Raw genomic sequence first — 20,884 nt, 5'->3', positions numbered from 1 at the left:
AGTTACTATATCACCTCGACGGTTGTTCCGACATTGACGCGCTCGTAAAGGTCGACCACATCCTCGTTGCGCATGCGGATGCAGCCGGAGGACACCGCGCCCCCGATCGTCCAGGGCTGGTTGGTGCCGTGGATACGGTATTCCGTGGTGCCGAGATAGAGTGCGCGCGCGCCGAGCGGGTTCTCGATGCCGCCGGCCAGATAGGTCGGCAGGTAGCGGCCCTTGGCCGCCTCGCGGGCGATCATTGCCGCCGGCGGGCGCCAGTCCGGCCACACTTTTTTGTCGGTGATCTTGTGCGTGCCCGACCATTCGAAACCGGGCTTGCCGGTACCGACGCCGTAACGGCGCGCCTTGCCGTCCTTCTCGACCAGATAAAGGAAGTTCTGGTGGGTATCGATGACGATCGTGCCCGGCTTCTGCGGCCCGTCATAGGCGACTTCCTGAGGCAGGTAGATCGGGTTGATCTGTGGCCGCATCACCATGCGCTTGGCCGGCTGCCGCACGGCTGCGGTGCGCCGCTGGTCGGGCTGCGCCTGGAAAAGCCGCCGCAGCGGCTGCTGGGTCGCCTGGCGGCTCGGGCGCACGATCCCTGGCGCATGGCCGAGCTGCAGCACCCAAGGCGCTGAAAGGTCGGGGCTCACCATCACGGGCGGCCTGTCGGCATAACGGTCATTGGCGAAAGAGGTCGTCGCGCCGGCGGCAAGCACCGCGGCTGCGCCGAGCACGAAAGTGAACGCTGTCTTCATCGGAACGCACCTTGATCGTCGAACTCGTCCGAGGGCAGGGAAGAGCTCTCGGCGTGGCGATCCTTGGCGCTGAGCGGCAAGCAAAACATGAATCGGAATGCGTAAAATGCCGACTTGTCAGTAAACTTTGTGGTGTGGTTACCGGCCGGTTCAGGAATCTGGTAAAGCCACCGTAAAACCGACGCTTTGGCGCATTAACGGACGGATTTCCGACAATGGAACAAGAACATGCCGGCCTGCTCGACGGCCCCGACGGTATCACGCGCTGCTTCTGGCACGGCAATCTGCCGGACTATCTGCACTATCACGACCATGAATGGGGCCGGCCCGTGGCGGACGATCGCCGGCTCTTCGAAAAGATCTGCCTCGAAGGCTTCCAGTCCGGTCTCTCCTGGCTGACCATCCTGCGCAAGCGCGAGAATTTCCGCGAGGCTTTCGCCAATTTCGACTTCGACAGGGTGGCGGCGTTCATCGACAAGGATGTCGAGCGTCTGCTCGGCAATGTCGGCATCATCCGCCATCGCGGCAAGATCGTCTCGACCATCAACAACGCTAGGCGCGCCCGTGAAATGGCAGATGAATTCGGCTCGCTGGCCGCCTGGTTCTGGAAGTTCGAGCCGGGGCCTGACGAGCGGCCGACGGTTGTCGACCTTGCGCATCTGCGCGCCAATCCGACGACGGCGGTCTCGGTCCGGATCTCGAAGGAACTGAAGAAGCGCGGCTGGAGCTTCGTCGGCCCGACGACCGTCTACGCCTTTATGCAAGCGATGGGCTTGGTCAACGACCATCTCGAAGGCTGTGTCTGCCGGGCAGAGGTGGAGGCCGAGCGGCAGAGGTTCAGGAGACCGAAATAGCGTCACCTCTACCCGCCCCTTATGGCCCCTTGTGGGCAGGTCGCGCCGAAGGCGCGGGTCGGGTCGCAAAACCGAGCTCATCGCCTCCGACGCTACGCGTCCGCACATTGTGAGGTGGGGGAAGATCAGAGGCTGCCGGCGCTTGTCAGAAACAGCCCGGCGATGATGGCCGCCACGGCCGCAAAGGCCGGGTAGATCACCAGCAGTCCGGTCACCAGCGCGTCGCGCACCGTCGGCTTGTGGGCTTCCGCCACGACCTCGAACGGCCCTGCAGGCTGCTGCGCCGGCTTGGGGGTGGCGCTGCCGGCCGGCCGGAGCTTGGCAACCGGCTTGCTCTCGATGATGTCTTCCGTGGTCGTCATGGCCCGAACCCTTATTTCGGCGCGCTTATATGGTCCTCGATTGTGTCGGCAGCATGCCGCGCCGGTGACGCGATTGTTTCGTTCTTGGCGCCGTTTTGTTTCGAAGGCGCGGCCTTTCCTTCTCGCACAAGGAGAAGGGAAGGCGCCAACCCTTGCCGCCCAAGGCGGTATCGTCTAGGACACGCCCGCTCGAAATAAGTCAGCGTTCACATAGCGAAAAGACCCATCCATGGCCGACAAATCGGAAAAGACGAAAGCGCGCCTGCCGCGCGGTTTTGCCGACCGCAGCGCAGAAGACATTCGCGCCGTCGAGAAGATGATGGCGACTATACGCTCGGTCTATGAGCTTTACGGTTTCGAGCCGGTCGACCAGCCGATGATCGAATACACCGACGCGCTGGGCAAATTCCTGCCCGACCAGGACCGGCCGAACGAAGGCGTCTTCTCGTTCCAAGACGATGACGACCAGTGGCTGTCGCTGCGCTACGACCTGACGGCGCCGACGGCGCGCTTCGTCGCCGAGAATTACGACCGCCTGCCGAAACCCTATCGCAGCTACCGGTCCGGCTGGGTGTTCCGCAACGAGAAGCCGGGCCCTGGCCGCTTCCGCCAGTTCATGCAGTTCGACGCCGATACGATCGGCACGCCGGGCGTCGCCGCCGACGCCGAGATGGCGATGATGATGGCCGACGTGATGGAGGCGCTTGGCATCAAGCGCGGCGACTACGTCATCCGCGTCAACAACCGCAAGGTGCTGGACGGGGTGCTGGAGGCGATTGGGCTTGGCGGTGAGGAGAATGCCGGGCGCAGGCTGACGGTGCTGCGCGCCATCGACAAGCTGGACAAGCTCGGGCCGGAAGGCGTGAGGCTGCTGCTTGGCCCGGGACGATGGGATGGCGGCAAGGAAGGCGAAGGCGATTTCGCAAAGGGCGCGGGGCTGAGTGACGCGCAGGCCGAAGCGGTTCTTCTCGCAACGGCAAGGAACGGACAGGCCGGCCAGGATTCCACCGTCGGTGCCAACGCCGTGTATCAGGAAGGCGTCGGCGAACTTGCAACGATTGAAGCTCTGGTCAGGGCTGCAGGATATGGGGAGGACCGCGTTGCGATGGACCGCTCCGTCGTGCGCGGCCTCGAATATTACACCGGCCCGGTCTTCGAGGCCGAGCTGCTGGCCGAGATCCCCAACGACGAAGGTCAGATCGTGCGCTTCGGCTCGGTCGGCGGCGGCGGCCGCTATGACGGGCTGGTCTCGCGTTTCCGCGGCGAGCCGGTACCGGCGACCGGCTTCTCCATCGGCGTCTCGCGGCTGATGACGGCGCTGAAGAACCTCGGCAAGCTCGACACTTCCGACGTCGTTGCGCCGGTCGTGGTTCTGGTCATGGACAAGGATACGGAAAGCCTCGGCCGCTACCAGAAGATGGTCGCCGATCTGCGCGCCGCCGGCATTCGCTCGGAGATGTATCTCGGCGGCGCCGGCATGAAGGCGCAGCTGAAATATGCCGACCGCCGCGGCAGCCCGATCGCCGTCATCCAGGGCGGCGACGAGCGCGTCAAGGGAGAGGTGCAGATCAAGGACCTCATAGAAGGCGCGCGCCTGTCGGCCGAGATCACCGACAACGCCGAATGGCGCGCCGCGCGCCCGGCGCAGGTGACGGTGGCGGAGAGCGAGCTGGTCGCCGAGGTGAAGAAGATCCTGGCAGCGCAGGCCGAGGAGCGGGCACGTGGCAAGTAGGGCGCCAACCTCTCCTTCTCCCCTTATGGGAGAAAGTGGCCGAGCGAAGCTCGGTCGGATGAGGGGTGTTCCAGGGAGCGCCAGCGTCTCATTCCGCCCAGCACCCCTCATCCGTCTCGGCGCTGCGCGCCAATCCACCTTCTCCCACAACGGGAGAAGGGAAGGTGGCGCTTTATGACTTCCCGCTATCCCGCCATCGCCGCCGACATCGCAAAGCTGTTTGCCGAACGCGACACCCACGCCGTGGAAGTGGCCGTGCTGCAGCCGGCCGATCCGTTCCTCGATATGGCGGGCGAGGATCTGCGCCGCCGCATCTTTCTGACCGAGAGCGAGACCGGCAAGACGCTGTGCCTCAGGCCCGAATTCACCATCCCGGTCTGCCTCGACCACATCGCCAGCCAGGCGGGCACGCCGCGGCGCTATTCCTATCTCGGCGAAGTGTTCCGACAGCGCCGCGAGGGCGGCAACGAGTTCTTCCAGGCCGGTATCGAGGATCTCGGCGATCGCGATACCGCCGCCGCCGATGCGCGCTCGCTGGCCGACGCGCACGCGCTGCTTTCGCTGGTGCTGCCCAGCGTGCCGCTCGCCATCACGCTCGGCGACCAGACCTTGTTCGAGGCGGTGCTGGCCGCGCTCGGCCTGCCGCGTGGCTGGCGCATGCGCCTCGCCCGCGCCTTCGGCTCGGCGTCGATGCTGGAGGCGGCCCTTGCCGATCTCGCCAATCCGCCGCGCAACAGCCAGCTGTCGGGTCCGGTGGCCTTGCTGGTGCTCGACAGCGATACCGACGGCCTCGCCGCTTATATCGCCGCCGGCATGGAAGAGGCCGGGCTGTCGGCCTCCTCGGGCCGCGCCCCGGCCGACATCGCGCGGCGGCTGATCGAGAAGGCGCAACTGCGCAGCGTGCGGCTGTCCGACGAGGCGTTCTCGGCGTTGAAAGGATTTCTCGAGATCGACCTCGCGCTGGGCGGAGCAACTGAGGCGCTGGAAAAATTCGCCGCCGCTGCCGGCCTGTCCCTTGGCGCGGCGCTCGAAAATTTCGCCGCCCGCGCCGAGGCGATCGCGGCGCATGGCCTGCCGGTCGAAAAGATCCGCTATGACGCCGCCTTCGGCCGTCCGCTCGATTACTATACCGGTCTCGTCTTCGAGATTGCTGCCCAAGGTGGCGACCGTCCGCTGGTGGGCGGCGGTCGTTACGATCGGCTGCTGACGCTGCTCGGCGCGCAGAAGCCCATCCCCGGCGTCGGCTTCTCGGTCTGGCTCGACCGCATCGAAGCATTACGGGAGCCCACGCGATGATCACGCTGGCGATCCCATCCAAGGGCCGTCTCAAGGAGCAGTCGCTTGAAGTCCTGGCCAAGGCCGAACTGGCGGTCACTCTGCCCGAGGACGACCGCAAATACCGCGCCCGGATCGAGGGCCTCGACAATGTCGAGGTGGCCTTCCTCTCCGCGTCCGAGATCGCTGGCGAGATCGGCCAGGGCGCGGTCGATCTCGGCATCACCGGCGAGGATCTGCTGCGCGAGAACCTCGCCGCCTGGGAAGCACGCGCCGAGATCGTTGCCCGTCTCGGCTTCGGTCATGCCGATGTCGTCGTGGCGGTGCCGGATATCTGGCTCGACGTCGATACCATGGCCGATCTCGATGATGTCGCCGCCGATTTCCGCCAGCGTCATGGCCGGCGGCTCAGGATCGCCACCAAGTACTGGCGGCTGACCCAGCAGTTCTTTTCGCTGAAGCACGGCATCCAGGTCTACCGCATCGTCGAAAGCCTCGGCGCCACCGAAGGCGCACCGGCGGCCGGCCTTGCCGACGTCATCGTCGACATCACCACCACCGGCTCGACGCTGCGCGCCAACCATCTCAAGGTGCTGGGCGATGGGATAATCCTGAAGTCGCAGGCCTGTCTCGTTGCTTCCAGGAAGGTGCGCGACGCGGCCGATGAGGCACAGTTGCGTGGCATCGCAGCGAAGATGGCTGCGCTGGTCGCTTAACCGGTACCTTCGGCGGGTTTCCACCGTCCCGGCAGGCTGATAGGCTGGCTCATCCCGGGAGGAGACGGCGATGGCGATCAAACTCGACGAGCTCATGAACGCCACCAATCTGCGCGGGCGCGGAACGCATGGCACCTTCATTGCTCCGATGGACGGCAGGGCGCATGTCTCGGGCGACCGTTCGGCGCCGTTGCTCGACAAAACCATTCCGGAACTCTTCTCCGATACGGTGAGCAGATACGCCACGCTCGATGCCGCGGTCTTCGTCTGCCAAGACAAGCGCTTCACCTGGAGCGAGCTGTCGGATGCGGTCGACGCGCTGGCCGCCGGCTTCCTGGCGCTCGGCCTGGAGAAGGGCGATCGCGTCGGCATCTGGTCGCCCAACCGCTGGGAATGGCTGGTGACGCAATTCGCCACCGCGCGCATCGGCCTGATCCTGGTCAACATCAACCCCGCCTACCGGCTGAGCGAGCTGGAATATGCGCTCAACAAGGTCGGCTGCAAGGCGCTGGTCACGGCGGCCAGCTTCAAGACCTCCGACTATCTCGGCATGATCGAGACGCTGGCGCCGGAGATCGCCAAGGCCGAGCCCGGCAAGCTCGAGGCAAAGAAGCTGCCATCGCTGAAGATCGTCATCCGCATGGGCGAGGACAACTCGCCCGGCATGTTCAATTTCGGAGATGTGCTGGCAATGGCCGGACGCGACGAGCATGACAGCCTCGATCGCATCTCCGAAAGCCTGAAGCCCGGCGACGCCATCAACATTCAGTTCACCAGCGGAACGACGGGCGCGCCGAAGGGCGCGACACTCACCCATTCGAACATCGTCAACAACGGCAGCTTCGTCACCTCGGCGATCAAGCTCACCGTCGACGACCGGCTCTGCATCCCTGTGCCGCTCTATCATTGTTTCGGCATGTCGATGGGCACGATGGGCTGCGTCACCAAGGGCGCCACGATGGTCTTCCCGGGCGAAGGTTTTGACGCGGGCGCGACGCTCAGAGCCGTCGCGCAGGAACGTTGCACCGGCCTTTATGGCGTGCCGACCATGTTCGTCGCCATGCTCGATCATGCCGATTTCTCTAGCTTCGACCTCTCCAGCCTGCGCACCGGCATCATGGCCGGCTCGCCATGCCCGATAGAGGTGATGAAGAAGGTGGTGTCGCTGATGCATTTGGCGCAAGTGACCATTGCCTATGGCATGACCGAGACCAGTCCGGTTTCTTTCCAGAGCAGCGTCGACGACCCGCTGGAAAAACGCGTCTCCACGGTCGGCCGCATCCATCCGCATGTCGAGGTCAAGGCGATCGGCGCCGATGGCGCCACCGTCCCGGTCGGCGAGCCGGGCGAGCTCTGCACACGCGGCTATTCGGTGATGAAGGGCTATTGGGACGACGCGGAAAAGACCCGCGAGGCGATCGACGCGGACGGCTGGATGCACACCGGCGACCTCGCGACGATCGACGCCGAGGGCTATTGCAACATTGTCGGCCGGGTGAAGGACATGGTCATCCGCGGCGGCGAGAACGTCTATCCGCGCGAGGTCGAGGAATTCCTCTACCGCCACCCCAAGATCAAGGAAGTGCAGGTCTTCGGCATTCCCGATGACAAATATGGCGAGGAGATCTGCGCCTGGATCGTGCTGAAGCCCGGCCAGATCGCCACCGCTGAGGAGATCAAGGCCTTCTGCGACGGCCAGATCGCGCATTACAAGGTGCCGCGCTACATCCGTTTCCGCACCGAACTGCCGATGACGGTGACCGGCAAGCCGCAGAAATTCCTGATGCGCGAGGCGATGGTCGAGGAACTGGGGCTGGTGGCGCAGAAGACGGCGTGAGGCAGGATTGATCCGGAGATATTCAGCCCTCGCAAAACGCGCTCGAAGCACGAACTGCCGACCACGCGTTTGGATGGGATTATGGACAACGAGTTCCCAAATTTCGCGGCGCTGAAGGCCGCCAAAATCGAAAACGTGGACTATCGCATCGTCGTGCGGCGTGGCGCTCGAACCGGCAATGCGATCGTCCTCGCCCCGCACGGTGGGAAAATCGAGCCCCGCACTTCCCTGATTGCCGAGACGATAGCAGGGAGCGATCTGGATCTGTATTGCTTTGAAGGACTGATGCCGCAAAACAATCGCGAGTTGCACATAACGTCAAATAACTTTGACGAGGTATCCGCGCTCGACTTGGTGCGGGCGAAGTCGATTGTCGTTGCTATCCATGGTCGCCAGGATCGGGACGATCCCTCGACAATCTATATGGGCGGCAAGGACGCCGCGCTGATTACAGAGATAGTTCGGCGCCTCCAGGAAGCCTGCTTCAACACCAAAAGGGACAACCATATTTTTCCAGGCATCGGCGATTTGAACATCGTCAATCGTGGATTGACCGGCAAAGGAGCGCAGCTGGAGATACCCTTCTCCCTGCGCCAGCGGCTGGGGAACGAGCCGGAACTTTTGCGAAAATTCTGCACGGCGGTTCGCAAGGCGATTGACACCGTCGATGCCAGAAGCCGTTCGATCGTGTCCTAAAGCCGCCTCACCCTAGACCGGCAAGGGGAGCACGTCACGCACGCGTGAATTCCTGGCGCGGATGCTTTGAGGTCGGTCATTGCCGGGGCGGGAAACGGCGTAGACCACGGCATCTCGAGGTTTCGGTGCGCTGGAACAGCCGGCGCCGCAACTCCTCGAGCATCCTCGGCAGCAGCGGATCGGCTTCCCGGAAGAAGTCGAACGCCGGGTGATCGGTCCGTCCGCTTCGCAATGATGTCGGCTGGGGTGCTTCCCACAGGCTTTTCCGCTAAATTCGCGGAAACGCAGGGGCTTCAATGACTGTTTTCGCGCGGTCGGTGACTTCCTACACAATGCCATTGGCCGCCCTGGTGATGGCTGTCGCGGTCAGAGCCAGCGGCCTTTCGGTGGACGAAGGTTCGCTGAGCATCAGGATTGTCGTTGGAGCGCTTTCGAGTGCGATCATGTTCATCACCATTTTCGTGGTGCTCGACCACGCCGAGGCCGTGGCCCGGCGCGTGGGGGAGCCGTACGGGACGTTGGTGCTGACCTTTGCCGTGACGGCAATCGAAGTGTCGATCATCGTTTCCATGATGCTGCATGGAGAGAACAACCCGACATTGGCGCGCGAGTCCGTTTTCTCGACGGTGATGATTATCTCCACCGGCGTCGTCGGTACGTGTCTCACGCTTGGCGGCTGGCGACATCGCAAGCAGGCAATCGTTCGGCAAGGGACCAGCGCGTATCTCGCGGTTCTGATCGCGCTGACTGTCATGACGCTTGTCCTGCCGACCTACACCCAGACGACGGATCCTGGCACGTTTTCGGCAGGCCAGCTTGGTTTTGTGAGCGTCCTTTCAGTGCTGCTCTATGCAAGCTTCGTGTTCGCCCAGACCGTTCGGCACCGGGACGACTTCGTCCAGGAACAGGCGCACGAGGTTTCGATGCGAACTGCCCTTCACGAAAGCCTTTCTGTCGGCGTTCTGCTGCTGGTGAGCGGGCTGATCGGCATCGTCATGCTGGCCGAGCAGGTCGCCGCCGGTGTCGAGGATACGCTCGTTGCCTACCAGGTGACGCAGGCCGACAGCATCGTGGGAGCGATGATCGCCGGGCTGGTTTTGATGCCGGAGGCCATTTCGGCGGTTCGCGCCTCGCTCAACAATGAGCTGCAGCGCGGCCTCAACGTTGCGATGGGTTCGGCCTGCGCCACCATCGGTCTGACGATACCGGCGGTCGCGGCCGCCAGCCTGCTGACAGGCCGAGGGTTGACGCTCGGGCTTCCGGCGGCTGATGCGGTACTTTTGGCGCTGGCGCTTTTCATTTGCAGCGTAAGCTTTAGCACCGAAAGAACGACATTCCTGACCGGAATGGTTCATATTGTGGTGTTCTTTACCTACGTATTTCTCATATTTGTGCCGTAAAGGCTGGTAATCGAACGCAGGATAGAGAACACGAGGTTGGAACCGCACTATCGCATTTCAGAAGCGGGCAGCGTTAGCTCGGGTAAGCAGCAGAAGCTTCCGATACCAGGCGTTGGCTGAGAACTGAGATTGGGAAAGTTCAGAATCCAGGGTCAGCTCGCCAGCACCGCCTGATCCAATCCCCGTATGATCTTTGCCAGTTCCACGCATTCGTCCTGGCGCGCTTTGTTGCGCCGCCATGCGAGGCAGATCATGCGCTGCGGCATCGGCTCCTGGAACGGCACGATCTTCAGGTCCGGCATGACGCCCGCGGCGTTTGCCGCCATTTCCGGAACCAGCGTCACGCCCAGCCCATGCGCCACCATCTGCAAGAGGGTGGTGAGACTGGTGGCGCCATAGCTTGCCATCGCCACCGGTCGAACATTGCCACAGACGGCCAGAGCCTGTTCGCGCAGGCAATGGCCTTCCTCGAGCAGCATCAGCCGTTCCAGCGCCGGGCTTTCCGGCGGCACGGGCGGCGAGGCGAAAGCCGGATCGCCGGCGGGCACCGCAAGGAAGAAGCGGTCCGGGAAGAGCTCTTCCGTGACGAGCCCCGGATGGTCGAGCGGCAGCGCGGCGATGAAAGCGTCGAGCTTGCCCGAGACATTGTCCTCGACCAACGATGCCGTCACCGCCTCGCGCAGTTCGAGCTGCAGGCCCGGGAAATGCTTCTTCAATTCCGGCAGGACCCTCGGCAGGAGATAGGGCGCTACGGTCGGGATGATGCCCAGCCGGAAGCGGCCTTCCATCGCGGGGCGGCCGCGCCGGGCGGTCGTCTCGACGTCACGTATATCGGCAAGAATGCGCTCGATGCGCGGCTGCAGCACAAGCGCTTCGTCCGTCATCCGCACCGTCTTGCCGCCGCGCTCGAACAGAAGACAGTTCAGCCGCTCTTCCATTTCGGCGATCTGGCCGGAGAGCGCCGGCTGGCTGACGCCGGCAAGCTTCGCGGCGCGGCCGAAATGCAGCGTCTGCGCCAGCGCGTCGAAATAAAGCATCTGTCGCACGGTGAGGCCGATCATAAGGAAAGCTTATCAAAACGAACGGGAAAGGCAATTTGTCTTTATCGCCAAGCCGGCCTAGGCTGGAATCATTCCAGATTGGCGCGGCCGCTGGTCGGCCCCGAAATCTGCGCAGAATCAATCTCGGAAAATCAAAACCCTGGAGAGTAAGATGGACGCGAAAACCGACGACAACAGCGCTGGCAAATGCCCCGTGGCGCATGGATCCGCCGGCAGGACCAATCGGGATTGGTGGCCGAATCTGCTCGACCTCGGCGTTCTTCATCAGCAGTCGAGCCTTTCGGACCCGATGGGCGAGGATTTCGACTATGCCACGGAATTCCGGAGCCTTGATCTCGATGCCGTGATCAAGGACCTGCACCATGTGATGACCGACTCGCAGGACTGGTGGCCGGCCGATTTCGGCCATTACGGACCGCTCTTCATCCGCATGGCCTGGCACAGTGCCGGCACCTATCGCATCGGCGACGGGCGTGGCGGCGCCGGTGCCGGCCAGCAGCGGTTCGCGCCGCTGAACAGCTGGCCGGACAATGCCAATCTCGACAAGGCACGCCGGCTGCTGTGGCCGGTCAAACAGAAATACGGCCGCAAGATCTCCTGGGCTGACCTGATGATCCTGGCCGGCAACGTCGCGCTGGAATCGATGGGTTTCAAGACCTTCGGCTTCGCCGGCGGCCGTGCCGACGTGTGGGAGCCGGAGCAGGACGTGGATTGGGGCTCCGAAACGAAGTGGCTGGACGACCAGCGCTATTCCGGCGACCGTGAACTGCAGGGCCATCTCGGCGCCGTTCAGATGGGCCTGATCTACGTCAACCCGGAAGGCCCGAACGGCAAGCCGGATCCGGTCGCCGCGGCCCGCGACATCCGCGAGACCTTCCGCCGTATGGCCATGAACGACGAAGAGACCGTGGCGCTGATCGCCGGCGGCCACACCTTCGGCAAGACCCATGGCGCCGGCGATGCCTCGCTGGTGGGCGTGGAGCCGGAAGGTGCCGGCATCGAAGCGCAGGGCCTCGGCTGGTCGAGCAAACATGCCACCGGCATTGCCGGCGACGCCATCACCTCGGGCCTGGAAGTCACCTGGACCACGACGCCGACCAGATGGAGCAACAATTTCTTCGACAACCTGTTCAACTTCGAATGGGAGCTGACGAAGAGCCCGGCCGGTGCCAATCAGTGGACGCCGAAGGGCGGCGCCGGCGCCGGCACGGTTCCGGACGCGCACAATCCCTCCAGGCGTCATGCTCCGGCCATGCTCACCACCGATCTCGCGCTGCGCTTCGATCCGGCCTATGAGAAGATCTCGCGTCGCTTCCAGCAGTACCCGGACCAGTTCGCCGACGCTTTCGCCCGCGCCTGGTTCAAGCTCACCCATCGCGACATGGGCCCGGTGGTTCGTTATCTCGGCCCGCTCGTGCCGAAGGAAGAGCTGATCTGGCAGGATCCGATTCCGGCGATCGACCACGAACTGGTCAGCGAAGAGGATATCGCCGCGCTGAAGGCGAAGATCCTGGCCTCCGGCCTTGCGGTTCCTGAACTGGTCTCAACCGCCTGGGCCTCGGCCTCGACCTTCCGCGGCTCGGACAAGCGCGGCGGCGCCAATGGCGGCCGCATTCGTCTCAGCCCGCAGAAGGACTGGGAAGTCAACCAGCCGGCCCAGCTTTCGAAGGTGCTGGCGAAGCTCGAAACCATCCAGCAGGAGTTCAACGCGGCGCAGGCGGGCGAGAAGAAGATCTCGCTCGCCGACCTGATCGTGCTCGGCGGCGCCGCCGCGATCGAGAAGGCCGCGAAGGACGGCGGCAATGAGGTGAACGTGCCCTTCACGCCAGGCCGCATGGACGCTTCGCAGGAGCAGACCGATGTCGAATCCTTCGCGGCACTCGAGCCGAGGGCCGACGGCTTCCGCAACTACGTCCGCGGCAGGCTGCCCATGTCGGTCGAAGCGATGCTGGTCGACCGTGCGCAGCTCCTCACGCTGACGGCGCCGGAAATGACGGTGCTGGTCGGCGGCCTGCGCGTGCTCGGTGCCAATCAGGGCGGCTCGAAGCACGGCGCGTTTACCGACAGGCCGGGCACGCTGACCAACGACTTCTTCATCAACCTGCTCAGCATGGCGACCATCTGGGATCCGGCGGCCGGCTCCGAGCCAGACTCGGATGAGGTCTATGAGGCGCGCGACCGCAAGACCAAGCAAGTCAAGTGGACCGGCACCCGCGCCGACCTGATCTTCGGCTCGCACTCGCAATTGCGTGCGCTGGCCGAGGTCTACGGCTCGGCGGATGCCAAGCAGAAGTTCGTCAAAGACTTCGTGAAGGCGTGGACGAAGGTGATGAATCTCGACCGGTTCGAACTGGTCGCGAAGTAAAGCAGGTCTCCCGAGAGTGGGAACCGGTTTCGGGACAAAGACATGCGCAAATTAAAAAAACTAAAGCGCACTGAGCGAAACTGAAAGATCGCGATACGCTTTAGATCTCATGCCCCCAAAAAAAGGCGCGGGTTCATGCCCGCGCCTTTTGCATTGGGTAAAGTAGGTATCAGTCTTTTTCGAAGATGCCAGTCTTGGCAACGATGCCGGCGATCGCCCCGCCGATCAGTGGCGCGACGATGAACAGCCAGAGCTGGCCGAGCGCCGCGCCGCCCGAAAACAGCGCCGGGCCGATCGAGCGCGCCGGATTGACCGAAGTGCCCGTCACCGGGATCATGGCAAAGTGGAGCCCTGCCAGCGTTAGGCCTATCACCAGGCCGGCAAAGGCCGTCATGTGCTTGGCGTTGGTGACGCCGAGAATGACGGTGACGAAGGTGAAGGTGCCGATCAGCTCCCACAGGAAGGCCGAGCTGATGCCCCATTTCGCCTCGTCCCAGCCATTGGCGCCGAAGCCCCCGGTGTGGCCGCCGGCCTGACCGGTGACGATGATCCACAGCGCCAGCGAAGCGATGATGGCGCCGATGATCTGCGCGATCCAGTAAGGCACGACTTCCCTCGCCGGCATCCGCCCCGCAAGGAACACGCCGAGCGTCACCGCCGGATTGAGATGCGCGCCCGAGATCGGGCCGATCGCATAGGCCGCGGCGATCAGGCCGATGCCGAACGCCAGGCCGATCCCTTCCTGTCCGAGCGGCAGCGCGCCGCCGAAGCCGCCCGTGACCACGGAGGCCGTGCCGATGAACACCAACAGAAACGTGCCTAGAACTTCTGCCAGATAAGTCTTCATTGCCCTCTCCTCATAGGGATCCGCCAGACCGCGTTTTCCGCGTCGCGAATCACAGACGAAAGAGTATTCCTGCCGGCAAAACTTGGAAAGCTGAGTGTTAAGCCAGCGGTATTGCTTTGCATCCGCCAGTCAAGACATTAGAGAAGTTTCATGTGCGAGGCGTTTTTCTTGTTATCCGCTGACCGCCGACTGCCGCGAGAGAACCTTCCGCCTGTTGCATGGACGCGATGGTATGGGACAGGTCGTTTTGGCTTCACCGCAAGAGAAGTGTTTCAATCGGAGCCGGAAAGGCTCTAAGAGCAGGGCGGAAAGCAACGATAGACGGAAGCAGGAATGAGACTGGGCGGAAGGCTGGCGGCGGCCATCGAAGTGCTTGAAGACATCGGCCGGAGGCATCGGCCGGTGGCCGACGCCTTGCGCGACTGGGGCTTGTCGCACCGCTTTGCCGGTGGCGGCGACCGCGCGGCGATCGGCAACATCGTCTACGACGCGCTACGCCGCAAGCGCTCGGCCGGCTGGCTCTTCGGCCAGGAGACGCCGCGCGCCATCGGCTTCGGCGCGTTGCTTCTGGAATGGGGCCAGACGGCGCGGTCACTGAATGACGCTCTCGACGGCGACAAATTCGCGCCGCCGCTGCTCAGCGCCGCCGAACTGAAAGCGGCAGCCTCCGGCAGGCTCGCCGATGCGCCGGATGCCGTGCGGGCCGATGTTCCGGACTGGTGCGCGCCGCTCCTCCAACACGCCTTTGGCGATGCCTGGGTCGAAGAGGGCGCGGCTCTCGCGATGCGCCCGCCGCTGGACCTCAGGGTCAATGCGCTGCAGGCAGACCGTGGTAAGGTGCTGATGGAACTTCAGGGCACCGGTGCAGCACCTGCGGCAATCGCGCCGCACGGCATTCGCATCCCGCCGATCAATGGCGACGGCAGGCATCCGAACGTCCAGGCCGAGCCCGCCTTCCAGAAAGGCTGGTTCGAGGTGCAGGACGAGGGCTCGCAGCTTGCGGCAGCGCTCGCCGGCGCCGAGCCAGGCATGCAGGTGCTCGACTATTGCGCGGGCGCCGGGGGCAAGACCCTGGCGCTTTCGGCAGAGATGGACAATCGCGGCCAGGTCTTCGCCCATGATGCGGAAAAGGTGCGGCTGGCGCCGATCTTCGAGCGCATCCGCCGCGCGCACAGCCGCAACATCCAGGTCGTCAGCAAGCCCGCGGAACTCGCGCCGCTCACCGGTCATATGGACCTCGTGCTGATCGATGCGCCCTGCACCGGCAGCGGCACCTGGCGGCGGCGCCCGGACGCCAAGTGGCGGCTGACGGACAGACAGCTCGATGCCCGCAAAGGTGAGCAGCAGGCGATCCTCGACATGGCGCAGGCTTTCGTGAAGCCCGGCGGGCTGCTGGTCTATATCACTTGCTCGGTGTTCGATGCCGAAAACGGCGAGCAGGTCGCCGCCTTCCGCGAGCGCCACGGCGACTTTGCGCCGGTCGACCACCGCCAACTCTGGGACGGCCGTTTCCCCGGCCACGAGGGCGCTGCGCGTATTGGCGAAGCCGGTGGCATCTCGCTGTCGCCGGCGCTCAGTGGCACTGACGGGTTCTATTTCCACGCCCTGCGCAGGGCCGCATGAGGGCAGCCGGCATTTGCTGCGCTGCAACATAAGCGATTGCCTGTCCTGCCTGCCTCTGCAATAAGCTTCGCCAGCAAAAATGAGGCGAAGGCCATGGCAGCCAAGATCGTACCCGCTCCCGACTATGAGGATCGCGTCAGGACTTCCTTTGCCCGCCAGAAGGCCATGGCCACCATCGGCGCGGAGCTGACGCTGGTCACGCCCGGCATCATCGAGATCGAGATGCCCTACGCCCCTTCGCTCACCCAGCAGCATGGCTTCCTGCATGCCGGCGTCATCTCGACCGCGCTGGACTCGGCCTGCGGCTATGCCGCCTTCTCGTTGATGCCGCAGAATTCCAGCGTGCTGACCATCGAATTCAAGGTCAACCTGCTCGCACCGGGGAAGGGCGAGCGCTTCCTGTTCCGCGGCTCGGTGACCAAGCCGGGCCGCACCATCATTGTTGCCGACGGCCAGGCCTATGCTTTCGCCGCCGATGGCGAGGCCAAGCTGATCGCCACCATGACCGGCACAATGATGACGGTGGTCGGCCGCGACGGCATCGAGGGGTGATCCATGGCGAGCGTTGCGCGGATAGGGGAAAAATCCGTCCTCTTCGTCATGGCGGCCGAGGCCGAATACGGTCCGCATCTCAAAAAGCTGTTCACGCCGCTGATGACCGGCGTCGGCCCGGTCGAGGCCGGTGTGCGCCTCGGCGCCGAGCTCGCCACGTTGAAGGCCGAGGATGCGCTGCCGGATCTCGTCGTATCGCTGGGCTCCGCGGGAAGCCGAACGCTCGAACAGACCGAAATCTACCAGGCCGTGTCGGTGAGCTACCGCGACATCGACGCTTCGCCGCTCGGCTTCGCGAAGGGCGCGACGCCGTTCCTCGACCTGCCGGTGACGGTGCCGCTGCCCTTCGTCATTCCCGGCATCAGGACCGCGACGCTGTCGACCGGAGGCGCCATCGTCACCGGGGCCGCCTATGACGCGATCGACGCCGACATGGTCGACATGGAGACCTTCGCCTGCCTGCGCGCCTGCCAGCTGTTCGGCGTGCCGCTGATCGGCCTGCGCGGTATTTCCGACGGCGCGGTCGATCTCAGGCATGTCGGCGACTGGACCGAGTATCTGCACGTCATCGACGAGAAGCTGGCGGCGGCGATAGGTCTGCTAGAGCAGGCGATTGCGTCCGGCGCGATCGGCCTTACTTAATGCATGTCGCCCAAAAGTGCGCAGCGGTTTTGGGAGAACGACATGCATCAGATGAAACTTGAAGCTCGTCGCCTGGGCCCGTTCGACGCGACGCGCTTTAGGCGTTTTGGCAAGGACCGAACGCCGCAACGCGCCACCATTGCGCCGAATCGGTTCTTTCTTTAAAGGCTCGCCATGACGACACATCCCGACACCGTTCTCATCATCGACTTCGGCAGCCAGGTCACGCAGCTGATCGCGCGGCGCGTGCGCGAGGCCGGGGTCTACTGCGAGATCGTTCCGTTCCAGTCAGCCGCGGAGGGCTTCCGCCGCATCCGGCCGAAGGCCGTCATCCTATCGGGCAGTCCGCACTCGACCGTCGACATCGGCTCGCCCCGCGCGCCCGACGAGGTCTTTTCGTCCGGCATTCCGGTGCTCGGCATCTGCTATGGCGAGCAGACGATGTGCGCTCAGCTCGGCGGCAAGGTCGAAGCCGGCCATCACCGCGAGTTCGGCCGGGCCTTCCTGGAGATCGAGGATGACTGCGCGCTGTTCGACGGTGTCTGGGCCAGGGGCACGCGTCATCAGGTCTGGATGAGCCACGGCGACCGCGTCACCGCCATTCCGGAAGGATTCAAGATCGTCGGCACCTCAACCGGCGCGCCCTTCGCAGCGATTGCCGACGAGGCACGGAAGTTTTACGCGGTGCAGTTCCATCCCGAGGTCGTCCATACCCCGGACGGCGCGAGGCTGCTGAGCAACTTCGTCCACCATATCGCCGGCCTCAGCACGGGCTGGACCATGGCTGCCTATCGCGAGCAGGCGGTCGAGGCGATCCGCAAGCAGGTCGGCAAGGGCAAGGTGATCTGCGCGCTGTCGGGCGGCGTCGATTCCTCGGTCGCTGCGCTCCTGATCCACGAGGCGGTCGGCGATCAGTTGACCTGCATCCTCGTCGACCACGGCCTGATGCGGAAGGACGAGGCGAAAAGCGTGGTGGAGATGTTCCGCCAGCATTACAACCTGCCGCTGATCCTGGTCGACGCTTCCGACCGCTTCATTTCGGCGCTGGAAGGCGAGAGCGATCCGGAAAAGAAGCGCAAGACCATCGGCCGCCTGTTCATCGAGGTGTTCGAGGAAGAGGCGAAGAAACTTGGCGGCGCCGACTTCCTGGCGCAGGGCACGCTCTATCCCGACGTCATCGAAAGCGTCTCCTTCTCCGGCGGCCCGTCGGTGACGATCAAGTCGCATCACAATGTCGGCGGCCTGCCCGAGCGCATGAACATGAAGCTGGTCGAGCCGCTGCGCGAGTTGTTCAAGGACGAGGTGAGGGCGCTGGGCCGAGAGCTCGGCCTGCCCGAAAGCTTCATCGGCCGCCATCCGTTCCCGGGTCCTGGCCTCGCCATACGCTGCCCGGGCGGCATCACCCGCGAGAAGCTGGAGATCCTGCGCGAGGCCGACGCCATCTACCTCGACGAGATCCGCAAGGCCGGCCTCTACGATGCCATCTGGCAGGCCTTCGCCGTGCTCTTGCCGGTGCAGACCGTCGGCGTAATGGGCGACGGCCGCACCTACGAATTCGTCTGCGCGCTGCGCGCTGTCTCATCGGTCGACGGCATGACGGCCGATTTCTACCACTACGACATGAACTTCCTGGGCGCCGCCGCCACCCGCATCATCAACGAGGTGAAAGGCATCAATCGCGTCGTTTACGACGTTACGTCGAAGCCCCCGGGCACCATCGAGTGGGAATGATTCAGGCCTATCCGAACATCGCTGAAATTGCGCTAGAGTTCGATCTAAGTCACTGAGATAAAAGATAGTTTTGGCCGGCAATTTTCGCCGGTTATCGGTGTGCGTCGTTTGGAGCTGCCGTACCGGTTGCCGGACCTCACCCACATTGCCACGATGATTTTTGACAGTACCGTCACGTCACAGAGGGCTTCTGACCGTACCTTTTTCCACGCCCAGCAGCTGAAAACTAAAGGTAAATTCTGCAAATCAGCCCTCAAAACCTGATGACGGTACTTTAAGCTTCCGCGAAGTTCGGCCATCAGGCGATTACGTTCAATGGCTCGCCATAGCTACCATTTGCAAGGTCCACGAGCCCTGGACGGGAGCAAGGCGGAACAATCCGATTGCCGGTGAGTTTTCAAGATGAAGGGCGCATCTGTTTCGGAGGAAGACTGGGATGAAACGCGTCCTTGCCCAAAATGCGGTACGGCTGATGCTGGGCGGCGTAACCGCCTGTCTGCTTACGGTCGTTGATATCCCCAACCAGATTCCACCATTCTCGCTAGTGTCGCAGGCAAGGGCCGCCACCGAGGTTTCGATCAGCACATTCTACGAAGACCTGTCGTCCCATGGCGATTGGGTCTCGTATCATGGAGCGACCGTTTTCGTGCCAACTGATGTACCTGACGATTGGCGCCCGTATACCCTGGGCCATTGGGTCTATACAGAGGAGTATGGCTGGCTCTGGGTATCCGACGAGCCATTCGGCTGGGCGACGTACCATTACGGCCGGTGGGGCTATGCCGACGATATCGGCTGGTACTGGGTTCCGGGCACTCGCTGGGCGCCAGCATGGGTGACTTGGCGTCGTGACAGGGAGCACATCATTTGGGCTCCGCTGCCGCCGCGCCGTGATCCGGACTTGATTTCAATCGAGGTAACCTTCGACACGACGCCGGATTATTACTGGGTGGTAGTCCCTAGCCGCGAATTCCTTGCTGCCGACGTTTCTGTCGCTGTTATCCGTGATAGGTCCGAGTTTGTGCGGATTGTCGAGGCGGCCCAGCCGGCCGGCGACGTGACCATCCAGAACAACGTGGTGGTCAACAAAGTCATTGATGTTGATGTGATCGAAAAGGAGACGGACCAGAATGTGACTGCCGTCAAGGTCAGCAAGACCGACGCGCCCGAGCAGTCCGGCAAATTGGAAAATGACACGGTCGCGGTCTTCGAAGGTGAGGTGAAAGCCGACCCCAAGGCAAAACCAGCTAAGCTAAAGGACATCGAGCAGGTGAAGCAGGTTCAGGCTGGCCGTAAATCGAAGCCGACCGAAGGCGCAAGGGCCGATGGGGCGGAGCCGGAAGAGACCGCCAAGCCTGAGCAGCCCGCCGCCGAGCAGCAGCAGGCCGAGCCGGAACAGGCCGCCAAGCCTGAGAAGCCGAAGGGCAAGAAGCAGCCCGCCGCCGAACAGGAGGCGGAGCCGGAACAGGCGGCCAAGCCCGAGAAGCCGAAGGCCAAGACGCAGCCCGCCGCCGAGCAGCAGCAGACCGAGCCGGAACAGGCTACCAAGCCTGAGAAACCGAAGGCCAAGAAGCAGCCCGCCGCCGAGCAGCAGGCCGAGCCGGAACAGGCTGCCAAGCCTGAGAAACGGAAGGCCAAGAAGCAGCCCGCCGCCGAGCAGCAGGCCGAGCCGGAACAGACTGCCAAGCCTGAGAAACGGAAGGCGAAGGAGCAGCCCGCCGCCGAGCAGCAGCAGGCCGAGCCCGAGCAGGCGGCCAAGCCCAAGCCACGGGGCCAGAAAAACAAGGCGTGCGATCCGCAGACTGACGCGAACTGCTAGGCGGCCGCGAAGGAAAGTCGATTGCACAGCCGCCGGAGTTACCCGGGGCGAGTCAGCGACACTCGTCTTTGCAGTCCGAGTCCCTGCGATTCTCCCCGACGTTCCTCGGCTCCGATAGCGTCGGATCCTTGGCGGCGGATGGGCCCAGTGCCGGGACGTTGTTCTGGACCGTCATGACCAATGTTCGGCGGCCGGCGCGCGCATGTCGGTGGGCGGGCCACTGAACGCAGCAAGGGCGAAGCAGTCGTGGCGCTCGAGGAGAAATTCACGCTCTATCGCCAACACGCTGACGGCTGGTCTGCGCTGCCGAAGCGAAGGGCATGTGAAATCGGGCAGGGCGATGTTGGAACCATTGCCATTTGCCACAGAAGCCGGGCTAGGCCGCGCGTGAGCCTTCGCAGGTACTGGGGTGCAGAAAACGCGTCAGGGGGGCCTATTTCGTTCACCTGTCGCGCGCCTGTCGAGCGGCGGCACTCGACAAAAGCCGCCGGTGAACAACTCCTGGGACCTTCGCCCCTTGTCGAAGTTCGGTCGCTGGGCGGCGCTGTTGCGTCGGGATGGCATATCGGCCCCATTGGAAAGGGCTGACTGATCAGAGGAGACCCGACAAAAGAGCCCGTCCCTTA

18 protein-coding genes are annotated in these 20,884 nt (G+C 63.7%); 14 read left to right on the top strand and 4 right to left on the bottom strand.

What is annotated here, in order from left to right; translation table 11 throughout:
* Positions 1-5 precede the first annotated feature (5 nt).
* Complete coding sequence (locus tag CK224_RS11995; protein ID WP_095781900.1) at positions 6-746, bottom strand: L,D-transpeptidase; 741 nt, start codon at positions 744-746, stop codon at positions 6-8.
* A 215-nt stretch (positions 747-961) separates the two neighbouring features.
* Here CK224_RS11995 and CK224_RS11990 point away from each other — a divergent pair, with 215 nt between their 5' ends.
* The gene (locus tag CK224_RS11990; RefSeq protein ID WP_095781899.1) at positions 962-1,600 is read left to right on the top strand and encodes a DNA-3-methyladenine glycosylase I; all 639 of its coding nucleotides are present in this window, start codon (positions 962-964) and stop codon (positions 1,598-1,600) included.
* 125 nt (positions 1,601-1,725) lie between these two features.
* On the opposite strand, the gene CK224_RS11985 is transcribed toward CK224_RS11990, so the two are convergent.
* A complete protein-coding gene (locus CK224_RS11985) occupies positions 1,726-1,962 on the bottom strand; it encodes a hypothetical protein (RefSeq protein ID WP_066989234.1) in 237 nt (78 codons plus the stop codon).
* 229 nt (positions 1,963-2,191) lie between these two features.
* Here CK224_RS11985 and hisS point away from each other — a divergent pair, with 229 nt between their 5' ends.
* From hisS to CK224_RS11955, 6 genes are all read left to right on the top strand, one after another.
* The gene (gene hisS, locus CK224_RS11980; protein ID WP_095781898.1) at positions 2,192-3,694 is read left to right on the top strand and encodes a histidine--tRNA ligase; all 1,503 of its coding nucleotides are present in this window, start codon (positions 2,192-2,194) and stop codon (positions 3,692-3,694) included.
* A 174-nt stretch (positions 3,695-3,868) separates the two neighbouring features.
* Positions 3,869-4,990 carry an ATP phosphoribosyltransferase regulatory subunit gene (locus CK224_RS11975; RefSeq protein WP_095781897.1) on the top strand — a complete coding sequence of 374 codons (1,122 nt, stop codon included), beginning with the start codon at positions 3,869-3,871 and terminating at the stop codon, positions 4,988-4,990.
* A complete protein-coding gene (gene hisG, locus CK224_RS11970; protein WP_095781896.1) occupies positions 4,987-5,685 on the top strand; it encodes an ATP phosphoribosyltransferase in 699 nt (232 codons plus the stop codon). Before CK224_RS11975 ends, hisG begins: the two co-directional genes overlap by 4 nt.
* A gap of 70 nt (positions 5,686-5,755) precedes the next feature.
* Positions 5,756-7,522, top strand: a complete 1,767-nt coding sequence (locus CK224_RS11965) for an AMP-binding protein (RefSeq protein WP_095781895.1) — start codon at positions 5,756-5,758, stop codon at positions 7,520-7,522.
* 81 nt (positions 7,523-7,603) lie between these two features.
* Positions 7,604-8,218, top strand: a complete 615-nt coding sequence (locus CK224_RS11960; protein WP_095781894.1) for a poly-gamma-glutamate hydrolase family protein — start codon at positions 7,604-7,606, stop codon at positions 8,216-8,218.
* Between the two features lie 296 nt (positions 8,219-8,514).
* Positions 8,515-9,618, top strand: coding sequence for a calcium:proton antiporter (locus CK224_RS11955; RefSeq protein WP_095781893.1), 1,104 nt, complete (start codon positions 8,515-8,517; stop codon positions 9,616-9,618).
* 152 nt (positions 9,619-9,770) lie between these two features.
* Here the strand turns inward: CK224_RS11955 and CK224_RS11950 are convergent, their stop codons facing one another.
* Positions 9,771-10,679, bottom strand: coding sequence for a hydrogen peroxide-inducible genes activator (locus CK224_RS11950; RefSeq protein ID WP_095781892.1), 909 nt, complete (start codon positions 10,677-10,679; stop codon positions 9,771-9,773).
* 151 nt (positions 10,680-10,830) lie between these two features.
* On the opposite strand from CK224_RS11950, the gene katG reads away from it, so the two are divergent.
* Complete coding sequence (katG, locus tag CK224_RS11945) at positions 10,831-13,044, top strand: catalase/peroxidase HPI (RefSeq protein WP_095781891.1); 2,214 nt, start codon at positions 10,831-10,833, stop codon at positions 13,042-13,044.
* Between the two features lie 169 nt (positions 13,045-13,213).
* Here the strand turns inward: katG and CK224_RS11940 are convergent, their stop codons facing one another.
* The gene (locus CK224_RS11940; protein ID WP_095781890.1) at positions 13,214-13,891 is read right to left on the bottom strand and encodes an MIP family channel protein; all 678 of its coding nucleotides are present in this window, start codon (positions 13,889-13,891) and stop codon (positions 13,214-13,216) included.
* A gap of 333 nt (positions 13,892-14,224) precedes the next feature.
* Here CK224_RS11940 and CK224_RS11935 point away from each other — a divergent pair, with 333 nt between their 5' ends.
* From CK224_RS11935 to CK224_RS11915, 6 genes are all read left to right on the top strand, one after another.
* Positions 14,225-15,514, top strand: coding sequence for an RsmB/NOP family class I SAM-dependent RNA methyltransferase (locus tag CK224_RS11935; protein ID WP_095781889.1), 1,290 nt, complete (start codon positions 14,225-14,227; stop codon positions 15,512-15,514).
* Between the two features lie 93 nt (positions 15,515-15,607).
* Complete coding sequence (locus CK224_RS11930; RefSeq protein WP_066989431.1) at positions 15,608-16,066, top strand: PaaI family thioesterase; 459 nt, start codon at positions 15,608-15,610, stop codon at positions 16,064-16,066.
* 3 nt (positions 16,067-16,069) lie between these two features.
* Entirely contained in the window at positions 16,070-16,708 is a 639-nt protein-coding gene (locus tag CK224_RS11925) for a 5'-methylthioadenosine/S-adenosylhomocysteine nucleosidase (protein WP_095781888.1), read from the top strand.
* Positions 16,709-16,750: 42 nt separating this feature from the next.
* Positions 16,751-16,873 carry a hypothetical protein gene (locus CK224_RS32345; protein WP_280952260.1) on the top strand — a complete coding sequence of 41 codons (123 nt, stop codon included), beginning with the start codon at positions 16,751-16,753 and terminating at the stop codon, positions 16,871-16,873.
* A 9-nt stretch (positions 16,874-16,882) separates the two neighbouring features.
* The gene (guaA, locus tag CK224_RS11920) at positions 16,883-18,439 is read left to right on the top strand and encodes a glutamine-hydrolyzing GMP synthase (RefSeq protein WP_095781887.1); all 1,557 of its coding nucleotides are present in this window, start codon (positions 16,883-16,885) and stop codon (positions 18,437-18,439) included.
* Between the two features lie 436 nt (positions 18,440-18,875).
* The gene (locus tag CK224_RS11915; protein ID WP_095781886.1) at positions 18,876-20,258 is read left to right on the top strand and encodes a DUF6600 domain-containing protein; all 1,383 of its coding nucleotides are present in this window, start codon (positions 18,876-18,878) and stop codon (positions 20,256-20,258) included.
* Positions 20,259-20,884: the final 626 nt, after the last annotated feature.

Origin of the sequence: Mesorhizobium sp. WSM3862 (assembly GCF_002294985.1) — a bacterium.
Taxonomy (GTDB): domain Bacteria; phylum Pseudomonadota; class Alphaproteobacteria; order Rhizobiales; family Rhizobiaceae; genus Mesorhizobium.
This window is presented reverse-complemented; position numbering and strand designations above follow the sequence as displayed.

Excerpts from the sequence above, each read along its gene's own strand:
- CK224_RS11995 (WP_095781900.1), bottom strand. The coding sequence starts at position 746 with ATGAAGACAGCGTTCACTTTCGTGCTCGGCGCAGCCGCGGTGCTTGCC.
- CK224_RS11990 (WP_095781899.1), top strand. The coding sequence starts at position 962 with ATGGAACAAGAACATGCCGGCCTGCTCGACGGCCCCGACGGTATCACG.
- CK224_RS11985 (WP_066989234.1), bottom strand. The coding sequence starts at position 1,962 with ATGACGACCACGGAAGACATCATCGAGAGCAAGCCGGTTGCCAAGCTC.
- hisS (WP_095781898.1), top strand. The coding sequence starts at position 2,192 with ATGGCCGACAAATCGGAAAAGACGAAAGCGCGCCTGCCGCGCGGTTTT.
- CK224_RS11975 (WP_095781897.1), top strand. The coding sequence starts at position 3,869 with ATGACTTCCCGCTATCCCGCCATCGCCGCCGACATCGCAAAGCTGTTT.
- hisG (WP_095781896.1), top strand. The coding sequence starts at position 4,987 with ATGATCACGCTGGCGATCCCATCCAAGGGCCGTCTCAAGGAGCAGTCG.
- CK224_RS11965 (WP_095781895.1), top strand. The coding sequence starts at position 5,756 with ATGGCGATCAAACTCGACGAGCTCATGAACGCCACCAATCTGCGCGGG.
- CK224_RS11960 (WP_095781894.1), top strand. The coding sequence starts at position 7,604 with ATGGACAACGAGTTCCCAAATTTCGCGGCGCTGAAGGCCGCCAAAATC.
- CK224_RS11955 (WP_095781893.1), top strand. The coding sequence starts at position 8,515 with ATGACTGTTTTCGCGCGGTCGGTGACTTCCTACACAATGCCATTGGCC.
- CK224_RS11950 (WP_095781892.1), bottom strand. The coding sequence starts at position 10,679 with ATGATCGGCCTCACCGTGCGACAGATGCTTTATTTCGACGCGCTGGCG.
- katG (WP_095781891.1), top strand. The coding sequence starts at position 10,831 with ATGGACGCGAAAACCGACGACAACAGCGCTGGCAAATGCCCCGTGGCG.
- CK224_RS11940 (WP_095781890.1), bottom strand. The coding sequence starts at position 13,891 with ATGAAGACTTATCTGGCAGAAGTTCTAGGCACGTTTCTGTTGGTGTTC.
- CK224_RS11935 (WP_095781889.1), top strand. The coding sequence starts at position 14,225 with ATGAGACTGGGCGGAAGGCTGGCGGCGGCCATCGAAGTGCTTGAAGAC.
- CK224_RS11930 (WP_066989431.1), top strand. The coding sequence starts at position 15,608 with ATGGCAGCCAAGATCGTACCCGCTCCCGACTATGAGGATCGCGTCAGG.
- CK224_RS11925 (WP_095781888.1), top strand. The coding sequence starts at position 16,070 with ATGGCGAGCGTTGCGCGGATAGGGGAAAAATCCGTCCTCTTCGTCATG.
- CK224_RS32345 (WP_280952260.1), top strand. The coding sequence starts at position 16,751 with ATGCATCAGATGAAACTTGAAGCTCGTCGCCTGGGCCCGTTCGACGCG.
- guaA (WP_095781887.1), top strand. The coding sequence starts at position 16,883 with ATGACGACACATCCCGACACCGTTCTCATCATCGACTTCGGCAGCCAG.
- CK224_RS11915 (WP_095781886.1), top strand. The coding sequence starts at position 18,876 with ATGAAACGCGTCCTTGCCCAAAATGCGGTACGGCTGATGCTGGGCGGC.